Source organism: Herpetosiphon giganteus (assembly GCF_016907925.1).
Lineage (GTDB): Bacteria > Chloroflexota > Chloroflexia > Chloroflexales > Herpetosiphonaceae > Herpetosiphon > Herpetosiphon giganteus.
The window spans coordinates 17578-29759 of record NZ_JAFBCZ010000028.1 but is presented as its reverse complement, the minus strand read 5'-3'; the positions used below and the strand labels follow the sequence as shown (position 1 = coordinate 29759).

18 protein-coding genes are annotated in these 12182 nt (G+C 59.0%); 12 read left to right on the top strand and 6 right to left on the bottom strand.

What is annotated here, in order from left to right; translation table 11 throughout:
* Positions 1-57 precede the first annotated feature (57 nt).
* From JOD20_RS20695 to JOD20_RS20660, 8 genes are all read left to right on the top strand, one after another.
* Complete coding sequence (locus JOD20_RS20695; RefSeq protein ID WP_338034206.1) at positions 58-402, top strand: integrase; 345 nt, start codon at positions 58-60, stop codon at positions 400-402.
* Positions 403-647: 245 nt separating this feature from the next.
* Positions 648-2930 (top strand): DUF7507 domain-containing protein, encoded by a 2283-nt coding sequence (locus JOD20_RS20690; RefSeq protein ID WP_338034205.1) that lies wholly within the window; start codon positions 648-650, stop codon positions 2928-2930.
* Between the two features lie 13 nt (positions 2931-2943).
* Entirely contained in the window at positions 2944-3849 is a 906-nt protein-coding gene (locus JOD20_RS20685) for a DUF11 domain-containing protein (RefSeq protein ID WP_239583984.1), read from the top strand.
* Positions 3846-4517 carry a hypothetical protein gene (locus tag JOD20_RS20680; protein ID WP_204757094.1) on the top strand — a complete coding sequence of 224 codons (672 nt, stop codon included), beginning with the start codon at positions 3846-3848 and terminating at the stop codon, positions 4515-4517. Before JOD20_RS20685 ends, JOD20_RS20680 begins: the two co-directional genes overlap by 4 nt.
* Positions 4518-4525: 8 nt before the next feature.
* Positions 4526-4816, top strand: a complete 291-nt coding sequence (locus JOD20_RS20675) for a hypothetical protein (RefSeq protein ID WP_239583983.1) — start codon at positions 4526-4528, stop codon at positions 4814-4816.
* The gene (locus JOD20_RS20670) at positions 4803-5525 is read left to right on the top strand and encodes a sortase (RefSeq protein ID WP_239583982.1); all 723 of its coding nucleotides are present in this window, start codon (positions 4803-4805) and stop codon (positions 5523-5525) included. Before JOD20_RS20675 ends, JOD20_RS20670 begins: the two co-directional genes overlap by 14 nt.
* Positions 5522-6292 carry a hypothetical protein gene (locus JOD20_RS20665; protein ID WP_110519274.1) on the top strand — a complete coding sequence of 257 codons (771 nt, stop codon included), beginning with the start codon at positions 5522-5524 and terminating at the stop codon, positions 6290-6292. The genes JOD20_RS20670 and JOD20_RS20665 overlap by 4 nt, the downstream gene beginning before the upstream one ends.
* Before the next feature lie 19 nt (positions 6293-6311).
* Entirely contained in the window at positions 6312-7382 is a 1071-nt protein-coding gene (locus JOD20_RS20660; RefSeq protein ID WP_204757092.1) for a hypothetical protein, read from the top strand.
* A 55-nt stretch (positions 7383-7437) separates the two neighbouring features.
* Here the strand turns inward: JOD20_RS20660 and JOD20_RS20655 are convergent, their stop codons facing one another.
* Both JOD20_RS20655 and JOD20_RS20650 read right to left on the bottom strand, forming a co-directional pair.
* Entirely contained in the window at positions 7438-7764 is a 327-nt protein-coding gene (locus JOD20_RS20655; protein WP_204757091.1) for a hypothetical protein, read from the bottom strand.
* 92 nt (positions 7765-7856) lie between these two features.
* A complete protein-coding gene (locus tag JOD20_RS20650) occupies positions 7857-8267 on the bottom strand; it encodes a hypothetical protein (protein ID WP_204757090.1) in 411 nt (136 codons plus the stop codon).
* Between the two features lie 154 nt (positions 8268-8421).
* Here JOD20_RS20650 and JOD20_RS20645 point away from each other — a divergent pair, with 154 nt between their 5' ends.
* The gene (locus JOD20_RS20645) at positions 8422-8691 is read left to right on the top strand and encodes a helix-turn-helix domain-containing protein (RefSeq protein WP_204757089.1); all 270 of its coding nucleotides are present in this window, start codon (positions 8422-8424) and stop codon (positions 8689-8691) included.
* Positions 8692-8714: 23 nt separating this feature from the next.
* On the opposite strand, the gene JOD20_RS20640 is transcribed toward JOD20_RS20645, so the two are convergent.
* Complete coding sequence (locus tag JOD20_RS20640) at positions 8715-9059, bottom strand: DUF5615 family PIN-like protein (protein ID WP_204757088.1); 345 nt, start codon at positions 9057-9059, stop codon at positions 8715-8717.
* 2 nt (positions 9060-9061) lie between these two features.
* On the bottom strand, positions 9062-9292 hold the full coding sequence (locus JOD20_RS20635) for a DUF433 domain-containing protein (protein ID WP_204757087.1): 231 nt from the start codon (positions 9290-9292) through the stop codon (positions 9062-9064).
* Positions 9293-9374: 82 nt separating this feature from the next.
* Here JOD20_RS20635 and JOD20_RS20630 point away from each other — a divergent pair, with 82 nt between their 5' ends.
* Positions 9375-9593: a hypothetical protein gene (locus JOD20_RS20630; RefSeq protein ID WP_204757086.1), complete on the top strand. Its 219-nt coding sequence runs from the start codon at positions 9375-9377 to the stop codon at positions 9591-9593.
* 140 nt (positions 9594-9733) lie between these two features.
* Here the strand turns inward: JOD20_RS20630 and JOD20_RS20625 are convergent, their stop codons facing one another.
* The gene (locus JOD20_RS20625) at positions 9734-9877 is read right to left on the bottom strand and encodes a hypothetical protein (protein ID WP_204757085.1); all 144 of its coding nucleotides are present in this window, start codon (positions 9875-9877) and stop codon (positions 9734-9736) included.
* Between the two features lie 120 nt (positions 9878-9997).
* On the opposite strand from JOD20_RS20625, the gene JOD20_RS20620 reads away from it, so the two are divergent.
* Complete coding sequence (locus JOD20_RS20620) at positions 9998-10294, top strand: hypothetical protein (protein ID WP_204757084.1); 297 nt, start codon at positions 9998-10000, stop codon at positions 10292-10294.
* 30 nt (positions 10295-10324) lie between these two features.
* Here JOD20_RS20620 and JOD20_RS20615 read toward each other — a convergent pair whose 3' ends face one another.
* Positions 10325-10609 (bottom strand): hypothetical protein, encoded by a 285-nt coding sequence (locus JOD20_RS20615; RefSeq protein WP_204757083.1) that lies wholly within the window; start codon positions 10607-10609, stop codon positions 10325-10327.
* Between the two features lie 387 nt (positions 10610-10996).
* On the opposite strand from JOD20_RS20615, the gene JOD20_RS20610 reads away from it, so the two are divergent.
* Positions 10997-12181, top strand: a complete 1185-nt coding sequence (locus tag JOD20_RS20610; protein WP_204757082.1) for an acetate and sugar kinases/Hsc70/actin family protein — start codon at positions 10997-10999, stop codon at positions 12179-12181.
* Position 12182: the final 1 nt, after the last annotated feature.

The following is a 12182-nucleotide window of genomic DNA, read 5'->3' as shown; positions in this document are numbered from 1 at the left end:
CGCGTGGGGATGGTGCGGGTGCTGCGGACGGCGCGGCCTCGCCGAACGGTGGAACGGGTGTTGGCGACGATTCCGGCAACCCAGTGGCTGGATCAGGCCGTGTTTTGGTTGATGTACGATACCCAGTTGCGGGTGCTGCCGCTCTGTCGCTTGACCATGGCCGATCTTGATTTGGCTGGGCCGTTGCCCCTGGTGCGCTGTGGCGAGCGTTGGCGACTGTTGACCGAAGCCCCGACCGTGACCGCCCTGACCGCGTATCTGTCCCTGCGATCCCCGACCTCCTCCTGCTTCGCTCTGCCTACGGGATTGCCCCTTGATTTAGCCTACCTTGACCAGCAGTGGCGGATGTATTGCCAGCGAGCTGGTGTCAACTGCACGTTGCGCGAGCTGCGCGGCGGCTAGCGAGTATTGACTAACTGACTCTGTTTATGTGTCCCCGGCGTGGTTTCACGGTGGGGTTTTGTATGCCGTTTTTTTGGACTCTGTAGGAGGTCGTTATGCATCGATGGCGTTGGTTTGGGATTGTTGGCGTGCTGTTGGGGCTGCTCAGCCTACTCCCCGCAGCGGCGATGGAACCGCTGGAACCCCACGATCCCGGTTTGCCCCCGGTCGCGGTAGCAATTGGCAGTCCGGCGGTGGGGCAGGTGGTGACGGACACGGAGACGACCGTGACCGGAACGGCGACCGCTGGCTCGCGGGTGACGGTGTGGCTTGATGGGAGGGCAAGGCAAACCCTGACCGTGGGGACGAATGGCCAATGGAGCCTGCCTGTGAGCGGCCTCGCGGACGGAACCCACACGATTTCCGCGACCAGTACGGTCGAATCGGGGACGTGGCTCTATATGCTTGATCCTTCCTGTGCGACGGGCCGCGAGACCTGTGTGCGGATTGCTGATCCGGCAACAGCGACGATTCACACAACGATTCGCACCAGCCCCGATTCGGCAGGCGGCGAGTTGCTGATTGCGCATCCCACGATAGATCGGCTCTACATTGGCCATTCGACTGGGGTGGATGTCTACACCCACGACGGCGTTTTTGTCACGCGGATTCCGCTGCCGAAAACCGTGCGCATGGGGGCACTCACCCCCAATGGGCGCGAGCTGTGGGTGCCGCAGGATGCGAGTGATGGCCGGGGCGGCATGGCGGTGATTGACACCACGACGAATACCGTGATGACGATCTTTGATACCGCGGTCTACGGGACGGGCAATACCGTCGTGACCGCGAGCGCTGCCCAGGACTTAGTGTTTTCGCCCGATGGCCAAACCGCCTACGCGGCGGATATGGGTGACTACAGTCTGACGGTGCTGGATGTGGCAAGTCGCACTGTTCGTTCTCGGCTCATTCGCGAAGGCGACGCAGCGGTTGGACGGCGGGTGTTGCTCAATCGGGACGGGACGCGGCTGTATTTGGCCACCCGCCAAGGCAATGCGCTGTACGCGGTCGATACCGCAACCAGCAGTTTTACCCGCATTGCCGTAACGAATCCCTATCGTCCCCAGCTGGAGGGGATTGTGCTTAGCCCCGATGAGTCAAAACTCTATGTGGTGGTGTACCGCATCGGCGATAGCTTCACGCCGCAGAACCGCGCACTAATCTTAAACACGGCGACCAATCAATGGTTGCCCAACGAACTCCGTTGGCCAGCAGCAAATCCGGTCTGGGGCGCACGTGCGGCAACCCGCCATCCGGAAACTGGCATGCTCTATTTTGGGGGCGGGAATGGGGTGATGGTCTTCGCCGACGACGAGCGTCAGCCCACGTTGGACATCACTGCTGGACTGGATAACTCGGTTTATGAGTTTGACTGGCTCCGGCGCGTCGCAACCGCAACCGCGAGTGTGACGTTCCGGGTTGATCTGAGTGCTGACTTAAGTGTCCAAAAGACGCATGCAGGTGATTTTGTTGTCGGCGAGGAAGGCGTGTACACCATCGCTGTCACCAACCATGGCCCCGCTGCGATGCCTGTGGGAACGACGATCACGGACGTGGTGCCCGCTGATTTGCGCGTCGTCAGCGCGAGTGGCCCGCATTGGTCGTGTACCGTGGCTGGCCAAACCGTGACTTGCACCGCCACCGCAGCAATGCCTGCCCTGGAAACGGGCACGGTGCAGATCCGGGTTATCCCCGAAGCAGCGATCGGGAATCAGGTGGTAAATCGGGCCTGTGTCGATACCACCAATGACCCCAACCCAACCAACGATTGTGACGACGACTCGACGACCATCCTGCATCCAGACCTGGGCATCGTCAAGCGCTCGAATCCACCCAACGGCACGGCGGTGGCGGCTGGGAATACCATTACCTACTTCCTCGATGTCACCAATACCGGTACCGCCCCGCTGACCGGGGTGACGGTTCGCGATGCGATTCCCGAGGCGACAGCCTTCCTCGATGCCGATCCGGCAGTGGCTCCAGTGGATGGGATGCTCACGTGGAACATTGGCGATCTCGCGGTTGGGGCAACCCGCACGGTGCAGTTTCGCGTGCGCGTGCTGCCGATTGGAACCACGGTCGCAATTCGCAATGTGGCACAGGCCGATAGTGATCAAACGATCGACGAAGACTCGAATCTGATCATCCACCCCTTCGACCCAACCAGTATTAGCTTGGTATCGTTTGCAGCCCTCGCGTCGGGTAAAAATGTCGATCTGCACTGGGTGACGGGCAGCGAAGTGAATACGCTCGGCTTCCAACTCTATCGCAGCACGACTCCGAATAATGACGCAACCCGCGTGACCACCAACCTGATTCCCTCACAGGGGGCAACAGGTGGCAGCTACCGGATAACGGATACCCATGCCACTGGGCCGCTTGGCCAGTGGTCGTATTGGTTGGAAGAAGTCGAATTGAATGGCCAAACCACCTGGTATGGCCCCGTGACCGTGCGCATGCAGACCGTCTATATGCCTGCCGTCGTGCGGTAGGAGGAGGAACCCGATGCTGAAACGTATTGAAACAATCGCCTTTGGGATGTTCGTGATGGTGGCGCTGGTCATGGGCATGGCCAAACTCTTTCCCGCGCAATCGAGCGCAGCCCAGCAGGCGCTGAGCCTCACGCCCTCACCCGAACCAACCGAACTGCCGACCGATGTCCCGACGGCAACATTCGCTCCAACGACGACCCCACGGCCCACCGACGAGCCACAACCAACGAGCACGCCAAGCGACGGTGCGACGGTGACCCCACGCCCAACCCGCCAGCCATTCGAGTTCACGGCAACGCCGATCGAGCTGACCCCGACGGCGACCACGACCATGCTCCCGACCGCAACGCCGAGCGACGGCGCGACGGCGACCCCGATAGCCTTGCCTGATGTGGTGCTGGAAAAAACAGCAGATCAGCAAACGGTGGCTGTGGGCGATAGCCTGCGCTGGACGTTGACGGTGGCAAATCACGGCAATGCCCCAGCGGCCAACGTGCTGGTGCGGGATGTCTTGCCCGGCTTCTTTCGCGGCTTACACGTCACGACCAGTCTCGGCGAGGCAACACTCACCGACGGGATCGTCAGTGTCACGATTGCGGAATTGTCTGCTGGACAAACAATCACCATCTGGATCGATGGCACCGTGGCCTCCCTCGACGGCCCCTTGACCAACCTTGCACAGGCAAGCACGACCACGACCGAAACATCCACCGAGAACAACACGGCGTGGTCGAGCGTTACGCCCAAGGTCGCTGGGATTGCCCAGCCAAGTGCCACGCCCCGACCCGCTGCCCAGCCGCAGCGCACCTTTCCCGTAACCGCCAGTGATGATGGGATGCCCGTTGGGCTGCCGATTGGCTTAGTGGTGCTGGCGACGCTGGTCGTGGCCTGGATGCTCTGGCCCCGGAGGCTGGGATGAACAAGAGCGAACTGACGATTTTGACCGATGCTGCGCGGGGAGTGCTGCTGGGCTATAGCACGGCCTATCCTCAACCGCTCTACCTCGCGTGGCGGGCGGGATTGGTAGTGCAGCTGCTGCACCCCGCGCTGGCCGAGGCGACAACCCTGCTCCAGAGCCTGATCCCGCGCGTGATGCAGCGTGAAGGGGGGGGCGGCAGTAGTGCGGTGGTGCTGGCTCCGCAGGCGGTGGCCGAGGCGCTACGCTATCTGCCGCAGGTGCTGCTGGTTGATCTGGCCGATATCGCGACGCAAGCCGAGGCATTGGAAACAGTCTTAGTCGGGCGCGGCACGGTCGTGATTGCCCTGCCTGTGGGAGTAGCCACCACGCAGCTTATGCGGATCGTGTGGCCATGGCTGACGCAGGTCATGGGCCGTATGCTCACGCCACCCTATCTGGTGACATGGGATGATCCCGCGCCGCTGATGATTGCTCGCGCCACGGCGCAGTTGGCCGTGCATACCCGCCCCACGCCGCCGGTGATCGGAACCCATGCCACGCTGGTGGCCGATGGCGATGGCTGGCTGCTGACGGTCGTGGGCGAACGCCAACCGCTGCGGTTCCAGCTCGATGCTCCCACGCTCGTGCCGCTCTCGACCACGACCAGTGTACGGAGCCGACGGCGATGAGTACGGGCATGGACAGTGTGGTGGTGCTCTGGACGGTGGGCTGGTCGGTGGTGACGGTGCTGGCGCTGTTACTCCGGCGCTGGCTGGTCACGCGACTGGCAACGGGGGTGGTCACGCTGCCCCCGCCGCCGCTCGGTGGATGGTTGCCCACGCAGGAGGCGGTCACTCCGGTGCTTGGCCCATGGCTCGCGCAGGTGGGGGTTCCGCCGCTGCCGTTGGGGGAATGGTTACCGATTGATTGGTCACTGGGGAGTCCCGCTCAGATCCCCGTGACCCAAGGAGTGCATGATGAAGATTGACCTGACCCATCGCCTGATCCCCCTCGTCACCGTGCTGGTGGCGGTGGCCGGACTGGGCATGCTGAGCGGCGTGGGCTGGGTGGTGTGGTCGTTTGTCGCGACAACGCAGGCGGTCCAGGCGCGGCAGGCTGCCCTGCCGCCATTGCCGAGCGTGCGGCCCGTGGTGGCAGCGACCGCGACGGTGGTGCTACCGACCGTGACCCCGCTGCCGACGGCGACGGCGACCGTGACCGCAACCCCCGCACCGACGGCCCTGCCGTTGCCGCCGCTCGATGCCCTGCGCATTCCGGTGATTAATCTCGCTCGACCCGTGCTGCCTGCGCCGTTTGTCGCGGGGGCGTGGGATGTGCCACAGTATGCGGTCGGTCACCATGTGGATAGTGGCCAGCCGGGCGACGGCACCAATATTGTGCTGAATGGTCATGTGGGTGGCAGTGATCCGGTCTTTGCCGATCTGGCGCTGCTTCAGCCGGGCGACGTGCTCTGGCTCTATCGCGGCACATTGGCGACGGCCTATGTGGTCAGTGACACCCTGCGGATTCAGGTCGTGGGTGCTGCGCCGGACCAGGTGGGAGCCGAGGCGGAGCGGTTGCTCAGTCCCACCGATCACGAGGTGGTGACCCTGATTACCTGCTGGCCGCCCACCGGGCCGAATGCCTTTGACCAACGCCTCATTGTCCGCGCCGTGCGCCAGGAGGAACAGCCATGAGTTGGATTGTGACGATTGGCTTGACGGCCATGCAAGAGCAGCAGGTTCGGGAAGCCGGGACGGTCGTGATCGCGACATCCAATGTTTTTGCGGCAGAGTATCAGCTACTCGCCTTACTCGATAGCGATAGCCCCAACCCCGGACTCGTGATCTGTCGGGCGGTCGATGCCCATGGGGTTGCGACATGGCTCTTAGGGGCGGCATTGGCGGTGCAGATGCAGACCGGAACGCTTCAGCGCTGCGCCATGGCGGTGCTCGATGAGGATCTGGCGACGATTGTGCATACCCAGCTCGTGCCCGGTTTGCAAATCGTGACCCCCATTCTCCCGACCGCGCTCACGCCACTGCTGCGTGATCTGCCCCTGTTGGGTGCGCCAACGGGAAGTACCCAGCACGCTGCGGCGACCTATCGGGCCTTACGGCGCTCCTTGCCATTGGTGCTCGATGCCCGCACCGTGGTGCATCGGTCGGGTTGGACATTGGACGACGTATTGACGGCACTCCACCTGGTGTCAGGGCGGTTGTCTCGCGTTCCCGATGCCCTCCAGGCGCGGCTCATGGATGTTGGCGGTATCGAGGGATTCCGTCGCTTGTTGCTGGCTCAGGCAGAGGATGGAGGCTGGCGCAAGGAAGAACAACAGATTCTCTTAGGATTGGCCAATGGCAAAACCTACCGTGCGTTAAGTTATGATGTTGGGCGATCGCGTGAGGTGATTAGTCGGATGGTTCGGAGTCAGGTAGCTCCGGCGCTGGCTGCGGTGTTGTAGGTATGGGGAGTAATAAACGATGGGACGACGATCATGGGTACTGGGGTTGGTGCTGGGCGGTATGTTGGTCGGCTGTGGACAGGGCGATGCGACGATCGTCGTGGACGCATTGACCGTGCCAACCGTATCCCCTGTGCCGACCATGGCCTTGAGTGGGGCGGCGGCGCGCCACGCGACCAGCACGGTGGGAGCGGCAACCCGTGCGCCGATTCAGACGGCGTTCGCGCAGGATGAACAGGCCACAGTGGCGGCACAGCCTGCTGAGCAGTATCTGACCCTGCGCGAAGCCTTTGCGCGGGGCGGAATCCGCGAGCGTGGCACGGCGTGGGCCAGTGATGCGGTATTGGTCGATGCTGGAATTGGCTACCGTGCAGAAGGCCGGGCGCAGGAAGGGATGTTTGAAGCGATTGCGGCCAATGATGGCACGGCTCGCTGGTGGGCCTTCACGTTTGCCTCAGCGCGTCTGAAGCAAACGCTGGTGATTCTGATGCAGGACGGGCTAGTAACCCGTAGCTATGCCGATGAGCGCAGTTACCGCGACCTGTTTGTCAGCACAACTCCTGTGGATATTCCCCTCGAATCCACGCCCTTTTTGGATAGCGACCAAGTGCGGATCTTGTTTTTGAATTTTGGTGATTTATGGGAAACGATGGGGCGACCCAACCACACCTTCCGGCTCTCCAGTCTGCCCAACGAATACGCCGCAGGGAATCCCATCTATTGGTGGATGCAGGATTCGTATACGAATGCCACGCTGCTCGACCCCATCACGGGCGCGACGATTGATACGGCCCGCAAGCAACAGACAACCATGACTCCACCCGCTAAAACCCTCGTGCCGCTCCTCGCTAACCCTGTTCCGACGCTCCAACCGACAGCAACGCAGCCATGGCAAGAGTCGGATGTTGTGCAGGTCTTTTGGCCTACCCCACGGGCGGGTAGCCAACCGATGCGCGTGGTAGGCCTCTATGCGAGCGATGGAATTGATTATTGGATCTATCGCCAAGGACGGTGGGATATGCTGCGCCGTGCGGAAGCAGAACGGGTTAATTTACTTCGGTTGGGCTTTCCGCTGGAATTGGTTCCCTAAGCTGCCGAAAAAGAAACAGGCCATGCCCAAACGGCATGGCCTGTTTCTTTATGCCTTACACGGCCCGATACTGCTGCTCCCACGCGGTAATAGCCTCACGGAGCATTACGAGATCAGCGGGAACCAACGCGAGCACCGTACCATTGCGGCGTAAGGCAAGGCCCCACATCGTCGCAAGAATCCCCAACGGGCTGGCAGGTTGCGGGGTTCCCCAGTCGGCGGCGGTCGCTTCTACATCCTCGAGCAACGCTTCGGCCATCGTATAGGCTTCGTCGTCATTCACACCTTCTTCTTCGCGAATGATCACGGCGAGCTGGAGAATCCGACTGACCGCTGCGAGGCGGACATGGCGGGCGGTCATGTTGACATCGCGTGGAGTCATGGCTATCATCCTTCTGCGGGTGAGGTTTCGCTCTTCAATTCGTGGCCTCACCCGTGCTTGACCCTTTATCCCTTTTGCGAGGGATGAAGGGTTTATTTGTTGTTGGCCGACATGCGGGCATGGATGTGGGTGCGAACACATTGCTCATGGGCTTCAATCTGCTGGGCATCGGCATGGCGACCTGCGAGGGTGGCGCGGAGCCAGTTGCGATTGAGCAGGATGAGGGTGGCGGTCAAGGCTTCGAGTGGGGTGGCGATATATTGTTGGGGGACGGGCGCGGGCATCGGGCGGAGGTCGGTGATGTGGAATGCCAGGTGCAGATCGGCTCCAAGCACGGCGAGGGGCGGCAATGGAGCGTCGTCGAGATCCTGCAACCGGACGCGGTGTCCAGCCATGGTCGCCTCGATTTCCTTAGGAAATGTCCCCAGCGACACACCGTCAAGGATGGCTTCATAGCGGTTTTGATCGGGCAAATAACGAACGTTGGTGGATGGGAGTGCCATACAGTCCTCCTATAGAGAGTTCATGTTATGACAAGTATACCATATGTGAGGCATAGAAGTCAACAAAAAATCAGCATATCATCTGATAATTTGATGATTTCTCCTGGCCATGGTATGCTGTAGGGAAGCAATGGTGTTCTCTCCAGGAGGCGTTATGGCAGTGCATGCAGCATTGAAATTATTGATTACCCAAGAAAATGTGGCGCGGCTCCAACGACGTGAACCGGCGTTGACCATCCAGATGTTGGCGGAGTTGACTGGGTTGGCTACCTCAACGATTACGGGCCTGACGACAGGGCGGGCCAATCGGATTGATTTTCGGACGATTGATACCCTGTGTCGGTTTTTTCAGGTACAGCCTGGGGCGTTGCTCGTGTGGACTCCTGAGGATGAGGATGCAGCCAACGCCCCGGATGGGGTCTGATAGGCGTGGCGAAGGCTGCGTGGTTAGGTGGTGGGAAGGGGAATGATCGTCATAAGCGCCACTGTTGGGTCATGGATAAAGGCCGTAATGGCCTCCCAATGGGTGCGAAGCAGGGCTTCCATGGCGGCAGTGGTACAATTGCCGATGCGGAGCCACAGGACTTTGGGTGGTGCGCCAAGCAGCACGCTTAAATCATTGAAGTCGGTGTCCTTGGTGACAATGAGCAGCTGGTGAGTTTGGGCATACGCCCACACAGTCCGATCATCGGCTGCTGCGAGGCCAACCGTCGCGACATGGGTGCTTGCAGGTGCGAGATCAGCGAGACGATCAACGAGGCGCGGCGAACAGTTATTATCAAAGAGCAGCATGGCTATGCCGCCACCAAAATGCTCTGCCGTTCGCGATCTGCCGCATACTGAAGACAGGCCACAATATCGTCATGGGTTAGCATGGGAAAGTCCTCAAGGACTTCCGTGATCGTCATGCCAGCCGCGAGATAGCCAAGAATATCGTAGACCGTGATGCGAAGACCGCGAATACAGGGATGTCCACTGCGTTTGCCTGGCTCGAGGGTAATACGGGATTGATAGGATACCTTCATGATACGCGTCCTTTCTGGTGTTCATGCTCCTGCTAGTATACCCCGATTTATCACAGCGGTGGTTTCTGCTGAAGGAGGATCCATGATTGATGATGCGGAGTTGATGCAGTTAAACGACCAGTTCTGGTGTGTGCCAACGTTGGCCGATCTCATTGCGGAACAATCGCCACGGGTGATTCAGTCGTTGGATGATTTTGCTGCTCCATGGTGGCCGGATGAGGAATCGGCTGAGGCGTTTGTGGCGTTTCTGGCCGAATCCCGCGCTGAACCGGAGCCACCGCGCTATTTCCTTGATTGCTAACGCTGCTGATGCGGATGCATCCTGATGATCGCTGGAGTCGGTCTGTGATCGGGTGCTGCCCGATCCTCGGTGGTTGCTCGTCACCAGAAAGGATTTTTATGAGCCACCCAAAAGACCCTCGGCGACGGCGAGGCCCATTGTTAGCAACGAAACGCTTTCGGATCACGCTGGACGTGGATGGAGCCTTTACCGATCTGCGGAAATCGGATCTCCGGCAGCGCAATGCGGCTGATCGAGCGTTTCTGAAGCGCCAACAACGGATTATGCAGGCCGTGCTTCAGCATTCGGTGATTCTTCGTGCGTTCATGGCCCGAAACGCGATATTAGCAGCGGCGAGTTATTGTGAGGCGATGTAGTATCGAAGTCATGAGCGCAGGGATGATGCGCAGTTTATCGCGCAGATTTTGGATGCGTTGCCAGCGGATGATCAAGCGCTGTTGCGGGCGGCGATTGTCAGTGATCGCTTGATCGAGCAGAGTGACGTGGCCATCTCTGATGCCTTGGATGGGGCGGTTGCATCCATTAAATTGGAAGAATATGCGCCCCACGAAGCACTGATGCTTGAATCGGAGGCTGGGTGTGATTCGACGGAATCGCCAGAAGCGGTTAAAATAAAAAGCCCCCTTCCTCTGGTCGAGAGAGGAAGGGGTGAGTTCGTAGCGATGGCCGCTCAAACGCATCGCTACGAACGCCACGAGTAGTATAGCATAATAATTAAATCACGTCCAAATTTATCGCCCCTTTCTTCCCCGTTTTTGTCGTGTCCGCATGTACTCTTCCATCGCACGGGTTGTTGTAACCCGTAAGCCTTGATGCTTTTTGACATTTGCTTGAACACGAGGCTCTAACCGTTCCCAAAGGACATCAGGAATGTCTTCTGGTGAAAGAATCTGTGATGCAATACGTCCTGCGTGTACATATTTAAGAATGCTGTTGTATTCCATATCATACTCATAGGCTGCTTCACGGAGCGTAATGTACTCATTCGGCGACGATTGAGCGTGATCGTCTGTCACCCGTTTGGCCCTCCTTCTGATAGATAGCGATCAGGTAAATTGTAGCAGTGCTCCCCTCATGCTGATGTATTGGTTCCATACCTCTAAAACGACAACAAATGTTGTTGGTTTATTGTCGCTTTATTGTCGCTATCAGCATGTCATAGCGCTATAGCGTTAACAAAGCGACAATAAATATTGTTGGTTTATTGTCGCTTTGTTAACGCTTATTGCTCGATATCCGTGCATGATGTGTGAAAACGACAATAAACATTGTCGCTTCATTCGCGCTTCATTGTTGCTTCGTTAACATTCCTCTGCTATACTGGCTGGTAGCAGACAACAAATGTTGTTGATTTATTGTCGCTTTGTTGTCGTTTTGATGCTGATTCGATGAAGGAGCATGCCATGACCCTCTTAGAACGCAAACGTGCAACCGTCTATGACCATGTGCGGGTGAGCCAACCCCTGCGTGATCTCCACTACCAACTGCCTGCGTGGATCACGATTGCTGACCAACCTTACCTTGCAGTGGGCGATGACAATGGTAATGGGGCCAAAAAGATTGCGGTGTTGGATGCCAAATCGCGGTTGATTACGACCCGCACGCCCACCGCCTATAAATTGGCCAAGGCCATTCGGGCGGGCCAAGGGGTGATCACCTATCGGGTCAATGGCGGCGATAGCTTTTGGATTGGCGATGATGCCTTGCGCTTTGATGGCGATGCGTTGCCCATCGGCGGCACCAGCCAACGCCTCTCCGACACGCGCCAGCGCTCGTTTAATGCGGCCTGCATGGTCGAAACCCTGATCAAAGCGCGGTATAAGCCGGGTGTCTACCCCTTAGCTGTGGGCTTCGCCATCCCGAATGAAGAAATTGAGTCGCGGGACAATGACAAAATGGGGGTGAATCCTGAGACCCGCACGGCCCTCAAGACCCATTTGAATGGGCAAACCTTTGTTGTGGAGCGCACCGATGCCTTGGGCGTGGTAACCAACTGGACGCTGCGCTATGAAAAGATCATCCCGCAAGCCCAGTCGATTGGGACGTTGTATGCATGGTCACGCACCGTTGATGGCTCGTTAGAGGCCGACGGGATTCGTCGCGTCTCGATTGTCGATATCGGTGGAGGCGATACCCAACTAACCGAAGTGGAATTGAATCCCTATCGGATGAGTGCGGAACGCTTGGGTGCAGGGACGATCAGCATTGCCCGCGAGTTGGCGGCGAAGTTTCATCGGTTACGGTTGAGTGATGCCCAAGCCCAATATGCGCTCGAAACGCAGTTGTTAGAGGAGTCAGGTCGCGAATTTCCGATTGAAAGCGAAGTCAATGCAGCGATTCAAAGTGCCGGACAGGACTTGGTTGGCCGGATGCTGAAGGTACTCCAGCAGCCGAGCGCCTACGTGATCATTACCGGTGGTGGGGTGAAACTGCAAGGGTTACGGCGCTTGATTGAAGAACGGGCCGAGGCATCGGGCAAAACAGCCCCTCGCAACTACACGATCATTGATCCGAGTGTGGCCGATATTCTCAATGCGACGGGGGCACTGCTGGCGGTGGTCTATGCGGCGGCAGGGAAAGGAGCCTAAG